Below are 20,539 nucleotides of genomic sequence, written 5' to 3' on the forward strand. Positions count from 1 at the left end.
CTGTTTAATCATACCGAGCTGTGCCCGCCATGAACCTGTCACAACAACTGCGCATCGAAATTCAGCGCAATGTCGCCGCATCGCTGGCCGAAGACGTCGGCACCGGTGACCTGACCGCACGCCTGATCGCCGCCGACACCGACGCCCGCGGCCGCGTAATCACGCGCGAGGAGGCCATCGTGTGCGGTACGGCCTGGTTCGAGGCCGCCTTCGCCGCGCTGAGTCCGGCAGCCACGATCATCTGGCATGTGCGCGACGGCGATCGCGTCGAGCCGGGCCAGGTGCTGTGCGACGTCGTCGCCAACGCACGCGTACTGCTCACTGCCGAGCGCACCGCGCTCAACTTCCTGCAGCTGCTGTCGGGCACCGCCACCGTCACCCGCCGCTTCGTCGACGCGGTTGCGGGCACCGGCGCGAAGATCGTCGACACGCGCAAGACCTTGCCCGGGCTGCGCCTGGCGCAGAAGTATGCCGTGGCCGTGGGCGGCGGCACCAACCACCGCGTCGGCCTCTACGACGGCATCCTGATCAAGGAAAACCACATCATCGCGGCGGGCAGCATCGCCGGCGTGCTGGAGGAAGCGAAGAAGATCGCCCCCTCCAACGTGTTCATCGAGATCGAGGTCGAAAGCCTCGAACAGCTCGAGGAAGCGCTGGCTGCCGGCGCGAAGATGATCCTGCTCGACAACATGGATCTCGCGACGATGCGCGAGGCGGTGCGCATCACCGCCGGCCGTGCCGAACTGGAAGCCTCGGGCGGCGTGAACCTGGAGAAGGTCCGCGCGATTGCCGAGACCGGGGTGGACCGCATCTCCATCGGCAGCCTGACCAAGGACGTCCGCGCCCTCGACCTGTCGCTGCGCCACACCGAAGAGTAAGCCGCTGGCGCGAGGCCGGCACGAAGCCGGCCCCGCGCGTACGTCAGGCCTCCAGGTGCTCGACGATGAAGCGCTTGACCGCCTCGACGTCCGGCGCCATGACCTCGACCCGCTGCGGCAGCGCCTCGATGCCTTCGAGCTCGGCGGGACGCTCCGGCTCACGCCCGAGGGCCTCGCGGATCGTTTCGGCAAACTTGACCGGCAAGGCGGTCTCGAGCACCAGCAGGGGTACACCCGCGGGCACCGAGTCGGCACAGTCCCAGGCGACCTTGACGCCGTCGGCGGTGTGCGTGTCGATCATCGTGCCGTAGGTGTCGAACACCTGCCTGATGGTCGCAAGCCGGTCGGCATGGGTGCTGCGGCCGGAGATGAAGGCGTAATTCAGGATGTCGGCAAACTCGCCGCTGGCAGCGAGATCGAACGCTCCGCCGGCATCGACCGACTTCCACAGCTCGGCGACGCGCTGCGGGTTGCGGCCGACCAGATCGAAGATGAAGCGCTCGAAGTTCGACGCCTTGGAGATGTCCATCGACGGGCTGGAGGTGACGTGCGTCTCCGCGGCCTTGCGCGGACGATACACGCCGGTGTGGAAGAACTCGTCGAGGACGTCGTTCTCGTTCGTCGCGAGGATCAGTTTCGCCACCGGCAGGCCCATCTGGCGTGCGATGTGGCCGGCGCAGATGTTGCCGAAGTTGCCCGAGGGCACGCAGAACGCGACCTGCTCGTCGTTGGACTTGGTTGCGGCGAAATAGCCCTTGAAGTAATACACGATCTGGGCCGCGACACGCGCCCAGTTGATCGAATTGACCGCACCGATCTTGTACTTCGCCTTGAATGTGGCGTCGTTCGAGACGGCCTTCACGATGTCCTGGGCGTCGTCGAACATGCCGGTGACGGCGATGTTGTAGATGTTCGCGTCCTGCAGCGAGTACATCTGCGCGCGCTGGAAGGCGCTCATCTTGCCGTGCGGCGACAGCATGAACACGGTCACGCCGTGCTTGCCGCGCATCGCGTACTCGGCGGCCGAACCGGTGTCGCCCGAGGTCGCACCGAGGATGTTGATCGTCTCGCCGCGCTTGTCGAGCACGTACTCGAACAGGTTGCCGAGGAGCTGCATCGCCATGTCCTTGAACGCCAGCGTCGGGCCGTTCGACAGCTCGAGCAGGCCGAAGCGGCCCGGTTCCAGCCAATGCACGGGCGTGATGTCGGCCGCGCTGTCACCGGGACGGACGAAGCGATAGACGTCGGCGGTGTAGGTCTTGTCGCAGATCGCCTTGAGGTCGCCCGCGGGGATGTCGGTGATGAATTTCGACAGGATCGCGAAGGCGAGATCGGCGTAGGACAGGCCGCGCCATGCGTCGAGTTCGGCGCGCGTCACCTGCGGGTAGGTCTCGGGCAGGTACAGGCCACCGTCGGGCGCGAGGCCGCCCAGCAGGATGTCGCAGAACTCGGGACGGGCGGCGTGGCCGCGGGTGGACAGGTACTTCACGGGCAGATCCTTGGATTGATGTGTTCGTCAAAGGACGAAAGGCACGGCGCCGCGGAGGCTTCCGCATGCGGCCGTGCCTGCCGTCATGCCCGCGCCCCGGAAGGTCGGCGCACGGGTCCGCACAGGGCGATTACTGCAGGCTTTCCATGCGCAGGCGCGTGATCCTGCCCTGCACGACGGGGAGCGCCTCGATCTTGGCGATCGCTGCGTTGGCGTTCTTCTCTACCGTCTCGTGCGTCAGCATGATGATGTCGGTCTGGGATGCGCCCTCGGGGGCTTCCTTCTGGATCATCGCCTCGATCGAGATGCCGCTGTCGGCGAGGATGCGGGTGATGTCCGCGAGCACGCCCGGCTTGTCCTCGACGCGCATGCGCAGGTAGTAGGAGGTGATGACCTCGTCGATCGGCAGCACCTTCAGGTCGCGCACCTGGTCGGGCTGGAACGCGAGGTGTGGCACACGGTGCTCGGGGTCGGCCGTGTGCAGGCGGGTGACATCGACGAGGTCGGCGATCACGGCGCTGGCCGTCGGCTCGGCGCCCGCGCCCTTGCCGTAATAAAGGGTCGGGCCGACGGCATCGCCGAACACCACGACCGCGTTCATCGCGCCCTCGACGTTGGCGATCAGGCGCTTGGCGGGGATCAGGGTCGGATGCACGCGCAGCTCGATGCCTTCCGGACGCATGCGCGAGATACCCAGCAGCTTGATGCGATAGCCCAGTTGTTCGGCATAGGTGATATCCACGCTGTCGAGCGCGGTGATGCCCTCGACGTGGGCGGCGGAGAACTGCATGGGCACGCCGAACGCGATCGCGCTCATGATCGTGGCCTTGTGCGCGGCGTCGATGCCTTCGATGTCGAAGGTCGGGTCGGCCTCGGCGTAGCCGAGCGCCTGCGCTTCCTTGAGCACCTCGGCGAAGGGCAGGCCCTTGTCGCGCATCTCGGACAGAATGAAGTTGGTCGTGCCGTTGATGATGCCGGCGAGCCACTGGATGCGGTTGGCCGAGAGGCCTTCGCGCAGCGCCTTGATGATGGGGATGCCGCCCGCGACCGCCGCTTCGAAGGCGACCATCACGCCCTTCTTCTGCGCCGCGGCGAAGATCTCGTTGCCGTGCACCGCGAGCAGCGCCTTGTTGGCGGTGACGACGTGCTTGCCGTTCTCGATCGCCTTGAGCACCAGTTCCTTCGCGACGCCGTAGCCGCCGATCAGCTCCACGACGATGTCGATCTCGGGGTCGGTGACGACGGAGAAGGCGTCGTCGGTGAGGCGCGGCCCTTCACCGGCCACCTTGCGCGCGAGTTCGAGGTTCTTGTCGGCCACTGCGGTAATGCGGATCGGGCGACCGGCGCGACGGGTGATTTCCTCCTCGTTGCGTTTCAGAACGGTGAAGGTACCGCCACCGACGGTACCGATGCCCAGCAGGCCAACATTGATCGCTTTCATAAGAACTCGTTGAGTTATGTCTTCAAATGGGTGAAACGGGGTGCTTCAGGTGCCGTGACGCTTGCGATAGCTTTCGAGGAAGCGCGCGACCCGTCCGATCGCGTCGCGCAGGTCATCCTCGTGCGGCAGGAATACGAGGCGGAAGTGGTCCGGGTGCGGCCAGTTGAAGCCGGTGCCCTGCACCAGCAGCACGCGCTCCTGCTCGAGCAGTTCGGCGATGAAGGCCTGGTCGTCCTCGATCGGGTAGATCCTGGGATCGAGCTTCGGGAACATGTACAGCGTCGCCTTCGGCTTGACGCAGCTGACGCCGGGGATCGCGGTGATCAGCTCGTAGGCGAGGTCGCGCTGGCGGCGCATGCGCCCGCCCTCGGCGACCAGATCGTCGATGCTCTGGTAACCGCCCAGCGCAGTCTGGATCGCATACTGCCCGGGCACGTTCGCGCACAGGCGCATCGAGGCGAGCATGTTGAGCCCCTCGATGTAGTCCTGGGCGTGGCGCTTGTCGCCGCACACGACCATCCAGCCGGCGCGGTAGCCGCAGGAGCGGTAGTTCTTCGACAGGCCATTGAACACGATGGTCAGCACGTCTTCCGACAGCGCGGCCATGGAAGTGTGGGTGACGCCATCGTAGAGAACCTTGTCGTAGACCTCGTCGGCATAAACGATCAGGCCGAATTCACGCGCCAGATCGATGATGCCGCGCAGGATCTCGTCCGGATACAGCGCGCCGGTCGGGTTGTTCGGGTTGATGACGACGATGGCGCGCGTGTTCGGGGTGATGCGCGCGCGCATGTCGTCGAGGTCGGGCAGCCAGCCGTTGGCCTCGTCGCACAGGTAATGCACGGGACGGCCGCCCGACAGGCTCACTGCGGCGGTCCACAGCGGGTAATCCGGCGCCGGGACGAGCACTTCGTCGCCGACGTTGAGCAGCGCGTTCATCGCCATCACGATCAGCTCGGACACGCCGTTGCCGATGTAGATGTCCTCGATCGTCACACCCTTGATGTGTTTCTGCTGGGTGTAGTGCATCACCGCCTTGCGCGCCGCGAAGATGCCCTTGGAATCCGAGTAGCCCGCCGAATTCGGCAGGTTGCGGATCATGTCCATCTGGATCTCTTCGGGGGCGTCGAAGCCGAACGCGGCGAGGTTGCCGATGTTCAGCTTGATGATCTTGTGGCCCTCGTCTTCCATCTGCTTGGCGCGGGTGAGGACCGGGCCACGGATGTCATAGCAGACGTTGGCGAGCTTGGCGGACTTGCGAACCTGCGGGAGCCGCGGGGCTTCAGCCTGCCCCTTCGTTTGTTCGGGCGGGACAGCAACCCGCAGTTTCGGCTCGACGCTCATCGCACTCTGTCCTTTCTTTCGCATGTTCCACTCCGCGCCGGACTCCCGGCGCGCCGTCGCCCCCGGACCGCACGGGCATGCCGCTGCCGGTGGGCCGGAAAACCAAAAGAATGTATCTTATCCAAGCCTGTATCCCCCGGCAATTTTGCCGACCGAGCGAATCCAATGAAGCTGAACCTCCAACAGAACGCAGACCTCAACGTCCTGACCGGCTACGGCACGGACCACCTCATGATCAACAAGGAACGGCACGACGGAAATACGCTGGTCGCCGCCGACCGTATCGTTGCTGGCTGGGCGCCGGGCGGTTTCGAAGGCCTGAGCGCCGACGATTTCACGGTGGTGTGCGAGATGCGGCCCGAAGTGGTGCTCATCGGCACCGGCAGCCGCCAGCGCTTCCCCGCGCCGCAGGTGCTGCGCCCGCTGATCGAGGCGCGAATCGGCTTCGAGATCATGGACTTGCCGGCGGCCTGCCGCACCTACAACATCCTCGCGACCGAGGGCCGCTCGGTCGTCGCGGCGCTGCTCTTCGACCCGGCCTGAGGACGAGGGCGCGGCCGGAACACCGCCGGCTGCGCCGTCCGCATCACGCAGCCGTTGTCATCCCCCCGGCTCCTCCGCTACGCTGATCGCGACAACCGACAACGGAGAGCCCCATGAACACGACAAACACGGCTTCCGCGGCCGACTTCACCCTGCCCGCGACCGGCGGCGCGAGCATCACCCTCTCGGCCCTGCGCGGGCGCAAGCTCGTGCTGTACTTCTACCCGAAGGACAACACACCCGGCTGCACCAACGAAACCGCCGACTTCCGCGACCACCACACGGCATTCCAGGCCGCCGGCTGCGAGGTGTTTGGCATTTCGCGCGACAGCCTGAAGTCGCACGAGAACTTCAAGGCCAAGCTCGGCCTTCCCTTCGAGCTGATCTCCGATCCCGAGGAAGTTGCCTGCAACGCCTTCGGCGTCATCAAGATGAAAAACATGTATGGGAAACAGGTGCGCGGCATCGAGCGCAGCACCTTCGTCATCGACGCCGACGGCGTTGTGCGCCGCGAGTGGCGCGGCGTCAAGGTGGCCGGCCATGCGCAGGAAGTGCTGGATTTCGTGAACAGCCTGTAACTCCCCCGTTCAACCTGACGACCCGAGCTTCAACCACGCCATGACCAAACGCGCGCCCCGCAGCCGGAACACCAAGCTCTTCGTCCTCGACACCAACGTGCTGATGCACGATCCCACCAGCCTGTTCCGCTTCGAGGAGCACGACGTGTTCGTGCCGATCATGACGCTGGAGGAACTGGACAACAACAAGAAGGGCATGTCCGAAGTCGCCCGCAACGCGCGCCAGGCGAGCCGCACGATGGACGAGATCGTGAGCTCCTGCCCGGCGGACATCGCCGACGGCATCGACCTCAAGGCGCCCTCGCGGGAGCTTGCGACGGGCAAGCTCTTCCTGCAAACAGAGGCGATCAACCTGGCCCTGCCGGCGGCCCTGCCGACCGCGAAGGGCGACAACCAGATCCTCGCCGTGGTGATGCATCTGGCCGAGCGCTTCCCCAAGCGGCCGGTGATCCTGGTGTCGAAGGACATCAACATGCGCATCAAGGCCCGCGCGCTGGGCCTCGACGCGCAGGACTACTTCAACGACAAGGTGCTGGAGGATACCGACCTCCTCTACACCGGCTGGCGCGAACTGCCGGCGGACTTCTGGGACACCCATGGCAAGGGGATGGAGTCCTGGAAGGAGGAAGGACGGACCTACTACCGCATCAAGGGTCCCCTCGCGACGAGCATGATGGTCAACGAGTTCGTCTTCCAGGACGGAGAATCGCCGCTGCAGGCGTGGGTGAAGGGGCGGGACGGGCGCAGCGTCCTGATCGAGACGCTGGTCGACTACGCGCACAACAAGAACAACGTGTGGGGCATCACGGCGCGCAACCGCGAACAGAACTTCGCGCTGAACCTGCTGATGAATCCGGAAATCGACTTTGTCACCCTGCTCGGCCAGGCAGGCACCGGCAAGACGCTGCTGACGCTCGCCGCCGCCCTGACGCAGGTGCTCGAAGCCAAGCGCTACTCCGAGATCATCATGACCCGCGTGACCGTTCCCGTCGGCGAGGACATCGGTTTCCTGCCGGGCACGGAGGAAGAGAAGATGGCGCCGTGGATGGGCGCGCTCGAGGACAACCTCGACGTGCTCAACGGCACGACGGGCGAAGGCGGCGACTGGGGCCGCGCAGCGACACGCGACCTGATCCGCTCGCGCATCAAGATCAAGAGCCTGAACTTCATGCGCGGACGCACCTTCATCAACAAGTTCCTGATCATCGACGAGGCGCAGAACCTGACGCCCAAGCAGATGAAGACGCTGATCACGCGCGCCGGCCCCGGCACCAAGGTGGTGTGCCTCGGCAACATCGCGCAGATCGATACGCCCTACCTCACCGAAGGCAGCTCCGGTCTCACCTTCGTCGTCGACCGCTTCAAGGACTGGCCGCACTCCGGCCACATCACCCTGCAACGCGGCGAGCGCTCGCGCCTGGCCGACCACGCCGCCGAAGTGCTCTGACACCAGCCGGGGCGGGGCATCCGCCCGCCCCCGTCGATACCCACACGCCACGCATGGAATTTGCCCTGGATCATCCCGGCCAGCCGGGATGCATCCTATAATGCGCAGGTTTTTTGCCTGCAAAAGCCCTCATGCCCGCTGCCGCCTCGGAAATGCTGGTCGGAGCCAGTTCGGACTTCCTCACGCGCTTCTCCCCGTTCAACCGGATGGAGCCGGAGGCGCTCGGATTCCTCGCCGAGCGCGCGACCCTGGCCTTCCACTCACGCGGCAGCGAGATCCTGACCCCGGAGATGGGGCAGCCGACGCACTTCCACATCGTGCAGCGCGGCAAGGTGCAGGCCCGCCAGCTCGGCCCGACAAGCGTCACCGACTACGCCGCGATGACGCTCGGACCGGGCGAATGCTTCCCGATCGGCGCGATCTCCGCGCAGCGCCCCTCGACCAACGCCTATGTGGCCGTCGAGGACAGCTTCGTATTCCAGTTGCCGGCGGAAGACTTCCTCAAGCTCATGCAGATGAGCCCTGTCTTCCACGTCTTCTGCACCCAGTACATCGCCAGCCTGCTCAACCAGTCGCGCCAGCAGCTGCAGAGCACCTTCGCGCAGCGTGCCGCGGAACAGCAGACAATGACGACGCCGCTCGGCCAGCTGGTGAAGAAGGAGCCGATCTTCGTTGCGCCCGACAGCTCGATCCGCGCAGCGCTCGAGAAGATGTCGGAGATGCGCATCGGCTGCATGGTGATCGCCGACGCCGAGCACAAGCCGATCGGCATCCTCACGCAGAGCGACCTGCTGCCCCGCGTCGTGCTGCCGGGCATCGACCTCCAGCGCCCGATCTGCGACGTGATGACCGCGACGCCGCACGTGATGTCCGCGTCCGATTCGGCCTACGATGCCGCCCTCGAGATGGCAACGCACGGCGTGCGCCATCTGCTGGTGGTCGATTCGGAGGGGCGGCTGAAGGGAGTGGTGTCGGAGCGCGACCTGTTCACGCTGCAGCGCATCGGCTTGCGCCAAGTCCGCTCCAGCATCGAAGGCGCGGACGACCTCGAAGCCCTGCAACGCGCCAGCCGCGACATCCGCCAGCTCGCGCTCAACCTCATCGCCCAGGGCATCGGGGCGGAGCAACTGACGCAATTCATCTCGGCGCTCAACGATGCGCTGACCTGCCGCATCATCGACCTCGCGCGCGCGCGACACGAGCTTTACGGCATCGACTACGCCTGGCTGGCCTTCGGCTCGGAAGGCCGCCACGAGCAGACCCTGTCCTCCGACCAGGACAACGGCATCATCTATGTCTGCCCCGAAGGCGCGGACCAGGACGCGCTGAAGAACCGCCTGCTGGCCTGCGCGAAAGAGGTGAACGAGAACCTCGCCGCCTGCGGCTTCCCGCTGTGCAAGGGGAACATCATGGCGAGCAACCCCGAGCTGTGCCTCACGCTCGAGGAATGGAAGGGACGCTTCGGCGACTGGATCCGCGAACCGGACCCGCAAGCCCTGCTCAATGCGACGATCTTCTTCGACTACCGTGTGCTGTGCGGAAATGAGCGCCTCGGCGACCAGCTGCGCGCGTGGCTCAACCGCACCGCCAAGGCCTATTCCAATTTCCTACGCCTGATGGCGTCGAATGCGCTGCAGGTCGCGCCGCCACTCGGGCGCATCCGCGATTTCGTCGTCGAGGAAGACGGCACCATCGATCTGAAGAAGTCGGGGGCACGCCTGTTCGTCGACGTCGCGCGCATCCTCGCGCTGCGCGCCGACGTCGCCTCGAGCAGCACCGTGCAGCGCCTGCGTCAGGCGGGCACCCGCATGGGCATGCCGGCCGAGGAGATCGCCGCGCTGATCGACGGCTTCCACTTCATCCAGCTGCTGCGCCTGCGCTCGCAGCACCTCGACACCGAACACGACGCCCCGGGTGACAATCGCATCAACCCGGACGCACTCAACGAACTCGACCGGCGCATCCTCAAGGAAGCGTTCCGGCAGGCCCGCAAGCTGCAACTGCGGCTGAAGCTCGACTACCAGCTATGAACTGGCTCACCCGCCTGCTCAGCAACCGCACGGACACGGCCACGCTCGACGTCGCGCTGCGCGACGCCATTGCGAACTGGGAGGCGCTTGCCGCACCGGACTTGGGTACTGCCCACTTCGAGACCCGCTACGTCGTCATCAACACCGAAGCGAGCGGACTGGACCTGGACAAGGACCGCCTGCTCGCAGTCGCCGCGATCGCGATCGACCGCGAACACCTCTCGCCGCACGACAGCTACTACGCGCCGCTGGAACCCGATGCGGCAACCGCGCTGACGAACCTGCTGACGTTTGCCGGCAAGGGCCCGGTCGTGGTCTTCAACGCGTCGTTCAACCGCAGCCTGCTCGAACGCGCGCTAGACGAGCACCTCCGCCTTACCCCGGACTGGACCTGGCTGGATCTGCACTGGATCCTGCCCGCCCTCTACGACGAACACATCGACAGACCGGCCCGCCTTGGCGACTGGATGAAGGCCTTCGGCATCGAGACCTTCCAGCGCCACCACGCGCTGGGCGACGCCTGGGCGATTGCACAGCTGATGCTGGCCGCACAGGCGCGCGCACGCACTCTCGGTCTGAACACCCCACGCAGCCTGGCGGATCTGGAACACAGCCGTCGACAACTGAGGCGCCACGGATGAATCGTTATTCTCCCGCACGACCCATGCATCAACGCCTGACAAGCCTTCTGATCATTTTTTTCGCCACAGCAACCCTGCTGATCACGCCCCCAGCCGGCGCAGTCGAGACACCTGCATCCGCTGACCGGCCCACCGAGGAGTCCTCGTCGCTGGGCAGCTACGGTACGGCGGCGCAGAACCTCATCAACCAGGGTATGGAGTACCTCGGGATCCGTTATCGCTTCGGCGGCAGCTCGCCCGAGACCGGCCTCGACTGCAGCGGACTCGTCCAGAACGTCTTTCGCAACGCCCTCGGCCTCGACCTGCCGCGCGCTGCGCGCGACATGGCCAAAGTCGGCGACAAGGTCGGCATCAAGGAACTCAAGCCGGGCGACCTGGTGTTCTTCAACACGATGCGCAAGGCTTTCTCGCATGTCGGCATCTACGTCGGCGACGGCCGTTTCCTGCACGCCCCTTCGAGCGGCGGCGAAGTGCGCATCGACGAGATGAGCCAGAGCTACTGGGCCAAGCGCTTCAACGGCGCGCGCCGTATGGTTCCGGAAGGCGGCGACCTGCATCTGCCACAGGCCAACTGAACTGCACGTTCTCGACCGCTTGCGAAAGCGGCGGGGCATCCCAAGCACGGACCCTCCACGAGGGCGATAGCGGCCCCGCATGATCAACAGCGGATTCGGCCTGCGTCCGATCTGCAAGGAAGAGGTTGACGGGAAGTCCCTTGGGGATCAACTTACGGCCGGACTTGCACCCGCAGGAGTGCGCCCATGCTGGGCGCACACGAAAAAAAACCGCCCGCCTTGCGGCGAGCGGTTCTCGTCGGGTTGGATATTCGAGCCTGGCTCGAAATCGGTGGCTTACATGCGCGCGATCATCGCGTCGCCGAAGGCCGAGCAGGACACTTCCTGCGCCCCCTCCATCAGGCGCGCGAAGTCGTAGGTCACGACCTTGTCGCCGATCGCCGCCTCCATGCCCTTGATGACCAGGTCTGCGGCTTCCTTCCAGTCGAGGTGGCGCAGCATCATCTCGGCCGACAGGATCAGCGAGCCGGGATTGACCTTGTCGAGCCCGGCATACTTCGGCGCAGTGCCGTGGGTTGCCTCGAAACACGCGTACTGGTCGGAGATGTTCGCGCCCGGCGCGATGCCGATACCGCCGACCTGGGCTGCCAGCGCATCGGAGATGTAATCGCCGTTGAGGTTGGTGGTCGCGATCACGTCGTACTCGGCCGGACGCAGCAGGATCTGCTGCAGGAATGCGTCGGCGATCGCATCCTTGATGACGATCTCGCGGCCGGTCTTCGGGTTCTTGAACTTGCACCACGGTCCGCCGTCGATCGGCTGCGCGCCGAACTCGTCCTGCGCGACCTTGTAGCCGGTATCACGGAACAAACCTTCCGTGAACTTCATGATGTTGCCCTTGTGCACCAGGGTCACCGACTTGCGGTCGTTGTCGATCGCGTACCTGATCGCCGCACGCACGAGGCGAGTCGTACCTTGCACCGACACCGGCTTGATACCGATGCCCGAGGTCTCGGGGAAGCGGATCTTCTTCACGCCCATCTCGTTCTGCAGGAAGGCGATGACCTTCTTCACCTGCTCCGAGCCGGACGCCCACTCGATGCCCGCGTAGATGTCCTCGGTGTTCTCACGGTAGATGACCATGTCGGTCAGCTCCGGATTCTTCAGCGGCGACGGCACGCCCTTGAAGTAGCGCACCGGACGCACGCACTGGTACAAGTCCAGTTCCTGGCGCAGCGCCACGTTCAGCGAGCGGATGCCGCCACCGACGGGGGTCGTCATCGGCCCCTTGATCGACACCGAGTATTCCTTCAGCGCGTCGAAGGTCTCCTTCGGCAGCCACTCGTCGGGGCCGTACAGCTGGGTCGATTTCTCGCCCGCATACACCTCCATCCAATGGATCTTCTTCTTGCCGCCGTATGCCTTCGCAACCGCTGCGTCGATGACCTTGATCATCACCGGCGTGATGTCCACGCCGATACCGTCGCCCTCGATGAAGGGGATGATCGGTTGGTCGGGAATTGCCTGGCCGGGAACGATTTTCTGGCCGCCTGCGGGAACCTTGATCTTGGATGTGCTCATGCCTACTCCCTCTTCGTGTGGATGTGTCTCGCTCTATTCAGCTCGTCGCTGAAAACCCTTGGCTTGCAGCTGGGGGGCATCTCGCAGGCCGGCCACCGAATCGCCCTGCCACGCGGACAAACCGCCCCAATCCAGCTGCCGATTATGGCGCAAAACCGCGCGGCACGTCCCGCAGGGCGGGTGATCACGTGCACGTCATGCTGCGCCGGCGCGGCATCCGCGGATGCCGAAGGCAAAAAAAAACCAGCGCAGTGCGCTGGTTTTTTCGCAGTGCCGGCCCGCCCGCTCGGGGCATGGCCGGCGCAAGCCGCCGTCAGGCATTCACGGCAGCGAGTACCGAGTTGAGCGTTGCGCTCGGACGCATGACCGCTTCGGTCTTGACCGGATCGGCGTAGTAGTAGCCACCGATATCGACCGGCTTGCCCTGCACCGCGCTGAGTTCGGCGACGATCTTCTGCTCGTTCTCCGCCAGAGTCTTCGCGAGCGGCGCGAAGCGGGCCTTCAGCTCGGCGTCCTCGTCCTGCGCCGCCAGCGCCTCGGCCCAATACAAGGCGAGGTAGAAGTGGCTGCCGCGGTTGTCGAGTTGGCCGGTGCGGCGCGACGGCGACTTGTCGTTGTCGAGCAGCTTGCCGGTCGCTTCGTCGAGCGTCTTCGCGAGCAGCTTCGCCTTCGCATTGCCGGTCTTGAAGCTCATGTCCTCGAGCGACACCGCCAACGCAAGGAATTCGCCCAGCGAATCCCAGCGCAGGTGGTTTTCCTCGACCAGCTGCTGCACGTGCTTAGGCGCCGAACCGCCCGCGCCCGTCTCGTACATGCCGCCGCCGGCCATCAGCGGGACGATGGACAGCATCTTCGCGCTGGTGCCCAGCTCCATGATCGGGAACAGGTCGGTGAGGTAGTCACGCAGGATGTTGCCGGTCACCGAGATGGTGTCGAGGCCGCGCGCCACGCGCTCGAGGGTGTAACGCATCGCACGCACCTGCGACATGATCTGGATGTCGAGGCCGCTGGTGTCGTGATCCTTCAGGTACAGCTTGACCTTCTTGATCAGCTCGTTCTCGTGCGGACGGTAGGGGTCGAGCCAGAAGATCGCCGGCATGCCGGAGTTGCGCGCACGGGTGACGGCCAGCTTGACCCAGTCACGGATCGGCGCGTCCTTGACCTGGCACATGCGCCAGATGTCACCTTCCTCCACGTTCTGGCTCATCAGCACTTCGCCGGTGTCCAGGTCGGTGATGTTGGCGACGCCCGCTTCCGGGATCTCGAAGGTCTTGTCGTGCGAACCGTACTCCTCGGCCTTCTGCGCCATCAGGCCGACGTTCGGCACCGTTCCCATGGTGGCCGGGTCGAAGTTGCCGTGCCACTTGCAGAAGCTGATCATCTCCTGGTAGATGCGGGCGAAGGTCGATTCGGGCATCACGGCCTTGCAGTCGTACTGCTTGCCGTCGGCGCCCCACATCTTGCCGCCGCCGCGGATCATCGCGGGCATCGAGGCGTCGACGATGATGTCGTTGGGCGAGTGGAAGTTGGTGATGCCCTTGGCCGAATCGACCATCGCCAGGCGCGGGCGGTGCTCCTGGCAGGCATGCAGGTCGCGGATGATCTCGTCGCGCTTCGATTCCGGCAGGGTCTCGATCTTCTCGTACAGCGTGGCCATGCCGTTATTGACGTTGATGCCCAGCTCGTCGAACAGCTTGCCGTGCTTCTCGAAGGCTTCCTTGTAGTAGATCTTCACGCAGTGGCCGAAGACGATGGGGTGCGAAACCTTCATCATCGTCGCCTTCACGTGCAGCGAGAACAGGATGCCCGCCTCGCGGCAATCGTCGAGCTGCTTCTCGTAGAACTCGCACAGCGCCTTCTTGCTCATGAACATCGAGTCGATCACCTCGCCGTCCTGCAGCGCGACCTTCGGCTTCAGCACGACGCTCTTGCCGCTCTTGGTGACGAGTTCCATCTTCACGTTGCGTGCACGGTCGAGCGTCATCGACTTCTCGCCGTGGTAGAAATCGCCGTGTTCCATGTGCGAGACGTGGGTCTGCGACCACTGCTTCCACTCGCCCATCGAATGCGGGTGCTTCTTCGCGTAGTTCTTGACCGCCGCAGGCGCGCGACGGTCGGAGTTGCCTTCGCGCAGCACCGGGTTCACCGCGGAGCCGAGGCACTTCCCGTAACGGACCTTCAGCGCCTTTTCCTCCTCGGTCGTCGGGTTCTCCGGGTAGTCCGGAATCGCGTAGCCCTTCGACTGGAGTTCCTTGACGCAGGCCATCAGTTGCGCGACGGAGGCGCTGATGTTCGGCAGCTTGATGATGTTGGTGTCCGGGTCCTGGGTCAGGCGGCCGAGTTCGGCGAGGTTGTCGGGAACCTTCTGGGCGTCGGTGAGGCAATCCGAGAATTCAGCCAGCACGCGGGCCGCAACCGAAATATCGCTCTTCTGGATCTTCACGCCGGCCGGCGCCGTGAAGGTCTCGATGATCGGCAACAACGAATACGTCGCCAGCAGGGGCGCCTCGTCGGTGAGCGTGTAGATGATCGTCGAACTCTTGTCTGTCATGCATTTCTCCCGGATTATTTCTATTTGGCGCGAAGCCAGGCCGACCCTTGAACCGACCGAAGTACGCCCCTTCACTGGGGGATCGCACCCGGACCATTTAAGACAGTTGGTGATTATAAACCTGCCCCGCCAGCAGTTTGTCGCAAATCCGATAAAACAGGTCTTATATAAGATAAAAGATGTTTCAGATGCCTAACACACCGGACCAACACCAGCCGTTCCTGCCCGGGATTCGGCACGACGATGGCGCGGATTGACGGCCGCGCTAGAATCGAGGGCAGTTGTCCTGTTGCCACGCGGTGATCACCGTGACGAGGTAGCCATGGAAGCTCCGACGGGAGAAAACGTCCTTGCCCAGTCGATCGCGCAGGCCCTGATCGAGGGCTTCAACAAGCACTACCGCATCTTCCGCGAGACCTCCCGGCGCGCGAAGGAGAGCTTCGAGGCAGCCGAATGGCAGGCGCAGCTCGCCGCGGTGCGCGACCGCGTGCAGTTCTACGACGACCGCGTCGAAGAGACGGTACGCCGCCTGCACGAGGAGTTCGATGCCGACTCCGTCGATGACGACACCTGGCAGCAGGCCAAGCTCCACTACATCGGCATCCTCATCCGCCACAAGCAGCCGGAGCTCGCCGAGACCTTCTTCAATTCGGTGTGCTGCAAGATCCTGCACCGCACCTACTTCAACAACGACTACCTGTTCGCGCGCCCGGCCATCTCCACCGAATACATGGAATCCTACCCGCCGGTGTACAGCAGCTACTACCCGCGCGATGTCGGCCTGCGCGCGACCGTGCGCCGCATCGTCGAAGACTTCGACTGGCAGCGCCCGTTCGAGGACCTCGACCGCGACATCGACCTGATCCTGCACACGGTGCACCGCCATCTCGGCGAGTGGCCGGACATGGAGGTCAACTGCCAGATCCAGGTCCTGTACTCGGCCTTCTACCGCAACAAGACCGCCTACATCATCGGCAAGGGCATCAACGGCTACCAGGAATACCCGTTCGCGATCGCCGTACGTCACAACGCCTCGGGACGGCTCGAGATCGACACCATCCTGCTCGACCCGTGGCGCATCTCGGTGCTGTTCTCGCTGTCCCGCGCCTACTTCCTCGTCGACATGGAAGTACCGTCAGGCTACGTCCAGTTCCTGCGCTCGATCATGCCCAACAAGCACCGCTCGGAGCTCTACACCATGCTGGGGCTGGGCAAGCAGGGCAAGACGATGTTCTTCCGCGACCTCATCGCGCACCTGCGCCACTCCAACGACCAGTTCGTGATCGCGCCGGGCATCCGCGGCATGGTGATGCTCGTCTTCACGCTGCCCTCGTACCCATACGTTTTCAAGGTCATCAAGGACGTGTTCGGTTCCGCGAAGAACACGGACCGCACGACCATCAAGCGCAAGTACCTGATGGTCAAGCGTGTCGACCGCGTGGGCCGGATGGCCGACACGCTGGAGTTCTCCAACGCGGCCCTGCCGCTGGCGCGCTTCCATCCCGAACTGCTCGAGGAGCTGCGCACCCTGGCACCGACGACCTACGAGATCGACGGCGATTCGGTGATCATCAAGCACCTGTACATCGAACGCCGCATGACCCCCCTCAACATCTACCTTGAGCGCTCCAGCGACGAGCAGGTGGAAGACGCGGTGCGCGAGTACGGCAACGCGATCCGGGAGATGGCGACGGCGAACATCTTCCCGGGCGACATGCTGTGGAAGAACTTCGGCGTCACGCGCTACGGCCGGGTCGTGTTCTACGACTACGACGAGATCGAGTACATGACGGATATGAACTTCCGCCATATCCCGGAGGCGCCCTATCCGGAGATGGAGATGTCGAGCGAGCCGTGGTACTCCGCCGGCCCGATGGACGTCTTCCCCGAGGAATTCGCGACCTTCCTGCTAGGCGCACCGCGCGTGCGCCAGGCCTTCCTGAAACACCACCGCGACCTGCTGACGCCGGCCTTCTGGCAGCGCACCCAGGCGTCGATCCGCAGCGGTCACGTCGAGGATTTCTTCCCTTACCCCGAAGAGCTGCGCTTCTGCCACCAGCACGCTGCGCAAGAGCGCAGCAGCGCCGCCTGAAGCTACGTGACGCGAATGGTGTCGCTGCGCGTACCGCCGAGGTTGTCGCGCCAGCTCACGACGATCTCGTCGCCCGGCGCACCGCCGGCGATGCTGAAGGCCAGATAGGGATTCGTCGACACCGAAGGACCGAAATCAGCCTCCAGCACGATCTCGCCATTGCGCTGCACGCCCACCTCGGTGATGAAGTGCGCCGGGATGAGCTTGCCCTCGGCATCCTTGCGCAAACCGTTCTCCATCGGATGCGACATCAGCATGCGCAACTCCGTGACGCCGTCCCTGAGCGTTGCGCGGATGCGCGTCGGCGCGCTCATGTCCCGCACCCCCCGACCGTCACCGTGACCTCCCGCCGTGCGACGAAGAGGCGCCCTTCGGCCTTCACCAGCGCATGCACGCGCGTCGTGCGCGCCATCTTGACGCGGGTCTGGATCGCCGGCGCCATCGCCCCGGAGAGGCGGAAACTGGCCGCAACCTTGTACGGATTCTCCTCGATCAGGATCACGATCTGCTCCGTCCGCGGAATGTCGCTGGCCACCGAAATCGTCACCGCACGGCCGTCCTCGGCCACATCCGGCGCCGCAATGCGGACCGCAGCGCTCTCCGCTGCATCCTGGGCGCCGAGCGCGCGGAGGGCATCGTCGAGGGTCGCGGCCTCGAACACGCCCCCGTTCCTCGCATCCCGAGCCTGCGCCGGCGCTGCGATTCCGACCGCCGCCAGCACTGACCAGACCCCCACCGCGCCGCCCGCCTTCAGCACATCCCTGCGCCGACTATCCATCCCTGCTCCCGAAAATCCACTCGCTTTCACCGCCGCGGACGTCGTCCGGAGGCGCCTGACATGCGCGCTATACTGCGCAGTCCGCGCTCGCGCCATCGCATGGAGAACATCCGTGACCGGCAAGCTTACCCTCGCCGCCCTGAGCCTGCTTGCCGGCACCGCTCATGCCGCCGACCCCGCCGCCGTCGATGCACGCAACCTTGCCGCCAACTGCACGCCCTGCCACTCGGCCGACGCCCCCGAGCCGAACGCGATCCCGCGCATCGCCGGCCTGCCCGCGGCGAAGATCCTGCATCGGCTGCAGGCCTTCCGCAACGGCGAGGCACCTGCGACCGTCATGCACCAGATCGTGCGCGGCTACAGCGACCAAGAGCTCGCGCTCATTGCCAACCATCTCGCCATCCCTGCTATGCCGGCATCCGACAAGCGATGAACCGACGCCGATTCCTGAGCAGACTGGGCCTCGCGGCGACCATACCCGCCGCTTCCCTTCTTGGCGCGTGCTCGTCCCCGCCGCGCCGAGGCGCACCGCACGTCGTCGTGGTCGGCGGCGGCTACGGCGGCGCAACCACGGCGAAGTACCTGCGCATGTGGAGCGCGGGCGGGATCGAGGTCACGCTGATCGAACGCGCAGCGCGCTTCATTTCCTGCCCGATGTCCAACCTCGTCCTCGCCGGCCTGCGCAACATCGACGAGCTCACCGCAGACTACGAACGCCTGCGCACACGCTGGGGCGTGCGCATCGTCCTCGACGAAGTCTCCCATGTGGATGTCTCCCGACGCGAACTCCGCCTCGCACGCAACGGCGCTATCGGCTTCGACCGCGTCGTGCTGGCTCCGGGCGTGGACTTCCTCGCCGAGGAGGTTACCGGACTCGCCGGCAACTTCGAGCGCATTCCCCACGCCTGGAAGGCCGGCCCGCAGACCGAACTCCTGCGTCGGCAGATTGAAGCAATGCCCGAAGGCGGCGTGTTCGCGCTGCACGTCCCGAAGTCGCCCTACCGCTGCCCGCCCGGCCCCTACGAACGGGCCTGCCTCGTCGCACAGTATCTGCGTGCCCGCAAGCCGCGCGCGAAGCTGCTCCTGCTCGACGCCAACAGCGAGATCCAGTCCAAGAAGGCGCTCTTCGCCGCGAGCTTTGCCGGACCATACAAGGACATCATCGAATATCGCCCCGACAGCACGCTCCTGTCGGTCGACGCCCGGACCTTGAGCGCCGAACTCGAATTCGACCGGATCCGCGCCGATGTCCTCAACGTCGTCCCCCCGATGCGCGCGGGGCGCCTCGCGGACGCGCTAGGCGTCCCCCTGACCAACGGTCGCTGGATCGATGTCGATTGGCGCACGATGGCAGTGCGCGGCCTTCCCGGCATCCACGCCATCGGCGACGCGGTACTCGCCGCACCGGGCATGCCGAAGTCGGGCCACATCGCGAACCAGCAAGCCAAGCTCGCCGCCGCCGCGATCATGGAGCTCCTCGCCGGCCGTACGCCGAACCCCGTCCCGACGCTGTTGAACACCTGTTACAGCTTCGTCGACGACCGCAACGCGATCCACGTCGCGACCGTGCACCGTTACGACGCGGCCCAAGGAACCGTCCTGCCCGTCGCCGGCGCGGGCGGCCTGTCGTCGTCGGCGAGCGAAGAGGAAGGCCGCTACGCCGAAGCGTGGGCACGGAACATCCGTGCCGACATGCTGGCCTGAAACGCCGGCGCGCCCCTCATTACCTCTCGATAGCCCCCCGGTCGGGTGCCTGCCAGCCCAGCTCCAGCAGCCACGGCCCTTCCCCCGCAGCCAGCGCGTCGCGCACATAGGCCACCGTATTCGCCGGCAGCCCCCCACGCGGGAACCAGCCCAGCGCATCGCACTTGTCCGGTTCGCAAATGCGCGGCTCGCCCGACCACGCCTTGGCGCGAAGGAAGAAATCGACCCGGTTCGTGTCCGAGCGGCGATGCACGACGCCCATGTTTGCCAAGGCCGCCGGGTCGATCACGATCCCGAGCTCCTCGCGCATCTCGCGCACCGCGGTGCGGGCCAGCGATTCGCCCGACTCGACGTGCCCCCCGGGCAGGCTGAAGAGCCCGTCGAAGAAGCCCGTACCGGCGCGGCGCATCAGCAGGATCCCGCCCTCGCGTTCGAGCAGGACATGCACCCCGACGGGAATCCCCGCATGCATCAATGCTTGCCGGTGCTGCCGAACCCGCCCTCGCCGCGATCGCTTTCCGGGAATTCATCGACGACGTTGAAGCCGACCTGCAGCACCGGCACCACGACCAGTTGCGCGATACGCTCCATCGGCTGCAGCGTGAAACTCGCGCGGCCGCGGTTCCACACCGATACGAAGATTTGCCCCTGGTAGTCGGAATCGATCAGGCCGACCAGATTGCCCAGCACGATACCGTGCTTGTGCCCGAGCCCCGAGCGCGGCAACACCATCGCGGCGAGCCCGGGATCGGCGAGGTGAATCGCCAGGCCGCTCGGGATGAGCGTGGAGTCGCCCGGGTGAAGCGTCACCGGCGCATTCAGGCAGGCGCGCAGGTCCAGCCCGGCAGAACCCGGCGTGGCGTAGGACGGCTTGTGATCGCGCAAGCGATCGTCGAGGATCTTGACGTCGATTCGGTGCATGTTCGC

At 65.3% G+C, this 20,539-nt stretch carries 20 protein-coding genes; 11 read left to right on the top strand and 9 right to left on the bottom strand.

Going from position 1 to position 20,539, the window contains the following annotated elements:
- The first annotated feature begins 29 nt into the window (after positions 1–29).
- Entirely contained in the window at positions 30–878 is an 849-nt protein-coding gene (gene nadC / locus GO615_RS16005; protein WP_169129810.1) for a carboxylating nicotinate-nucleotide diphosphorylase, read from the top strand.
- A 43-nt stretch (positions 879–921) separates the two neighbouring features.
- Here the strand turns inward: nadC and thrC are convergent, their stop codons facing one another.
- The 3 genes from thrC to GO615_RS16020 all read right to left on the bottom strand — a co-directional run bounded on the left by thrC (position 922) and on the right by GO615_RS16020 (position 5,152).
- On the bottom strand, positions 922–2,367 hold the full coding sequence (gene thrC, locus GO615_RS16010) for a threonine synthase (protein ID WP_169129811.1): 1,446 nt from the start codon (positions 2,365–2,367) through the stop codon (positions 922–924).
- Positions 2,368–2,497: 130 nt separating this feature from the next.
- Positions 2,498–3,808 (bottom strand): homoserine dehydrogenase, encoded by a 1,311-nt coding sequence (locus GO615_RS16015; RefSeq protein WP_169129812.1) that lies wholly within the window; start codon positions 3,806–3,808, stop codon positions 2,498–2,500.
- 45 nt (positions 3,809–3,853) lie between these two features.
- Positions 3,854–5,152 carry a pyridoxal phosphate-dependent aminotransferase gene (locus GO615_RS16020; RefSeq protein ID WP_246262324.1) on the bottom strand — a complete coding sequence of 433 codons (1,299 nt, stop codon included), beginning with the start codon at positions 5,150–5,152 and terminating at the stop codon, positions 3,854–3,856.
- A gap of 165 nt (positions 5,153–5,317) precedes the next feature.
- Between GO615_RS16020 and GO615_RS16025 the strand changes: the two genes are divergently transcribed.
- The 6 genes from GO615_RS16025 (at position 5,318) to GO615_RS16050 (ending at position 10,966) form a co-directional block, all read left to right on the top strand.
- Positions 5,318–5,695: an Mth938-like domain-containing protein gene (locus tag GO615_RS16025; RefSeq protein ID WP_169129813.1), complete on the top strand. Its 378-nt coding sequence runs from the start codon at positions 5,318–5,320 to the stop codon at positions 5,693–5,695.
- A 113-nt stretch (positions 5,696–5,808) separates the two neighbouring features.
- Positions 5,809–6,273, top strand: coding sequence for a peroxiredoxin (locus tag GO615_RS16030; protein WP_169129814.1), 465 nt, complete (start codon positions 5,809–5,811; stop codon positions 6,271–6,273).
- A gap of 40 nt (positions 6,274–6,313) precedes the next feature.
- A complete protein-coding gene (locus tag GO615_RS16035) occupies positions 6,314–7,720 on the top strand; it encodes a PhoH family protein (RefSeq protein WP_169129815.1) in 1,407 nt (468 codons plus the stop codon).
- Between the two features lie 131 nt (positions 7,721–7,851).
- Positions 7,852–9,750 (top strand): DUF294 nucleotidyltransferase-like domain-containing protein, encoded by a 1,899-nt coding sequence (locus tag GO615_RS16040; protein WP_169129823.1) that lies wholly within the window; start codon positions 7,852–7,854, stop codon positions 9,748–9,750.
- Complete coding sequence (locus GO615_RS16045) at positions 9,747–10,391, top strand: 3'-5' exonuclease (RefSeq protein WP_169129825.1); 645 nt, start codon at positions 9,747–9,749, stop codon at positions 10,389–10,391. Before GO615_RS16040 ends, GO615_RS16045 begins: the two co-directional genes overlap by 4 nt.
- Before the next feature lie 23 nt (positions 10,392–10,414).
- Positions 10,415–10,966 (top strand): C40 family peptidase, encoded by a 552-nt coding sequence (locus GO615_RS16050; protein WP_169129827.1) that lies wholly within the window; start codon positions 10,415–10,417, stop codon positions 10,964–10,966.
- A 276-nt stretch (positions 10,967–11,242) separates the two neighbouring features.
- On the opposite strand, the gene icd is transcribed toward GO615_RS16050, so the two are convergent.
- Positions 11,243–12,487: an NADP-dependent isocitrate dehydrogenase gene (icd, locus tag GO615_RS16055; RefSeq protein ID WP_169129829.1), complete on the bottom strand. Its 1,245-nt coding sequence runs from the start codon at positions 12,485–12,487 to the stop codon at positions 11,243–11,245.
- A 313-nt stretch (positions 12,488–12,800) separates the two neighbouring features.
- Positions 12,801–15,038, bottom strand: a complete 2,238-nt coding sequence (locus GO615_RS16060; RefSeq protein ID WP_169129831.1) for an NADP-dependent isocitrate dehydrogenase — start codon at positions 15,036–15,038, stop codon at positions 12,801–12,803.
- Between GO615_RS16060 and GO615_RS16065 the strand changes: the two genes are divergently transcribed.
- Entirely contained in the window at positions 15,013–15,234 is a 222-nt protein-coding gene (locus GO615_RS16065; protein ID WP_169129833.1) for a hypothetical protein, read from the top strand. The two genes, GO615_RS16060 and GO615_RS16065, sit on opposite strands and share 26 nt — an antisense overlap.
- Positions 15,235–15,360: 126 nt before the next feature.
- Positions 15,361–17,130 carry a bifunctional isocitrate dehydrogenase kinase/phosphatase gene (gene aceK / locus GO615_RS16070; RefSeq protein WP_169129835.1) on the top strand — a complete coding sequence of 590 codons (1,770 nt, stop codon included), beginning with the start codon at positions 15,361–15,363 and terminating at the stop codon, positions 17,128–17,130.
- A gap of 2 nt (positions 17,131–17,132) precedes the next feature.
- Here the strand turns inward: aceK and soxZ are convergent, their stop codons facing one another.
- Together soxZ and soxY are read right to left on the bottom strand one after the other, a co-directional pair.
- A complete protein-coding gene (soxZ, locus tag GO615_RS16075; protein ID WP_169129837.1) occupies positions 17,133–17,444 on the bottom strand; it encodes a thiosulfate oxidation carrier complex protein SoxZ in 312 nt (103 codons plus the stop codon).
- The gene (soxY, locus tag GO615_RS16080; protein ID WP_169129838.1) at positions 17,441–17,908 is read right to left on the bottom strand and encodes a thiosulfate oxidation carrier protein SoxY; all 468 of its coding nucleotides are present in this window, start codon (positions 17,906–17,908) and stop codon (positions 17,441–17,443) included. The genes soxZ and soxY overlap by 4 nt, the downstream gene beginning before the upstream one ends.
- 112 nt (positions 17,909–18,020) lie before the next feature.
- On the opposite strand from soxY, the gene GO615_RS16085 reads away from it, so the two are divergent.
- Positions 18,021–18,341, top strand: a complete 321-nt coding sequence (locus GO615_RS16085; protein ID WP_169129839.1) for a cytochrome C — start codon at positions 18,021–18,023, stop codon at positions 18,339–18,341.
- Positions 18,338–19,612, top strand: a complete 1,275-nt coding sequence (locus GO615_RS16090) for an NAD(P)/FAD-dependent oxidoreductase (protein WP_169129840.1) — start codon at positions 18,338–18,340, stop codon at positions 19,610–19,612. The genes GO615_RS16085 and GO615_RS16090 overlap by 4 nt, the downstream gene beginning before the upstream one ends.
- 19 nt (positions 19,613–19,631) lie before the next feature.
- Here the strand turns inward: GO615_RS16090 and GO615_RS16095 are convergent, their stop codons facing one another.
- Entirely contained in the window at positions 19,632–20,084 is a 453-nt protein-coding gene (locus GO615_RS16095; protein ID WP_211167163.1) for an NUDIX hydrolase, read from the bottom strand.
- Positions 20,084–20,533: a dUTP diphosphatase gene (dut, locus tag GO615_RS16100; protein ID WP_018990826.1), complete on the bottom strand. Its 450-nt coding sequence runs from the start codon at positions 20,531–20,533 to the stop codon at positions 20,084–20,086. Before dut ends, GO615_RS16095 begins: the two co-directional genes overlap by 1 nt.
- Between the last annotated feature and the right edge of the window lie 6 nt (positions 20,534–20,539).

The sequence above is a fragment of the Aromatoleum evansii genome, assembly GCF_012910805.1.
Classification (GTDB): Bacteria; Pseudomonadota; Gammaproteobacteria; order Burkholderiales; family Rhodocyclaceae; genus Aromatoleum; species Aromatoleum evansii.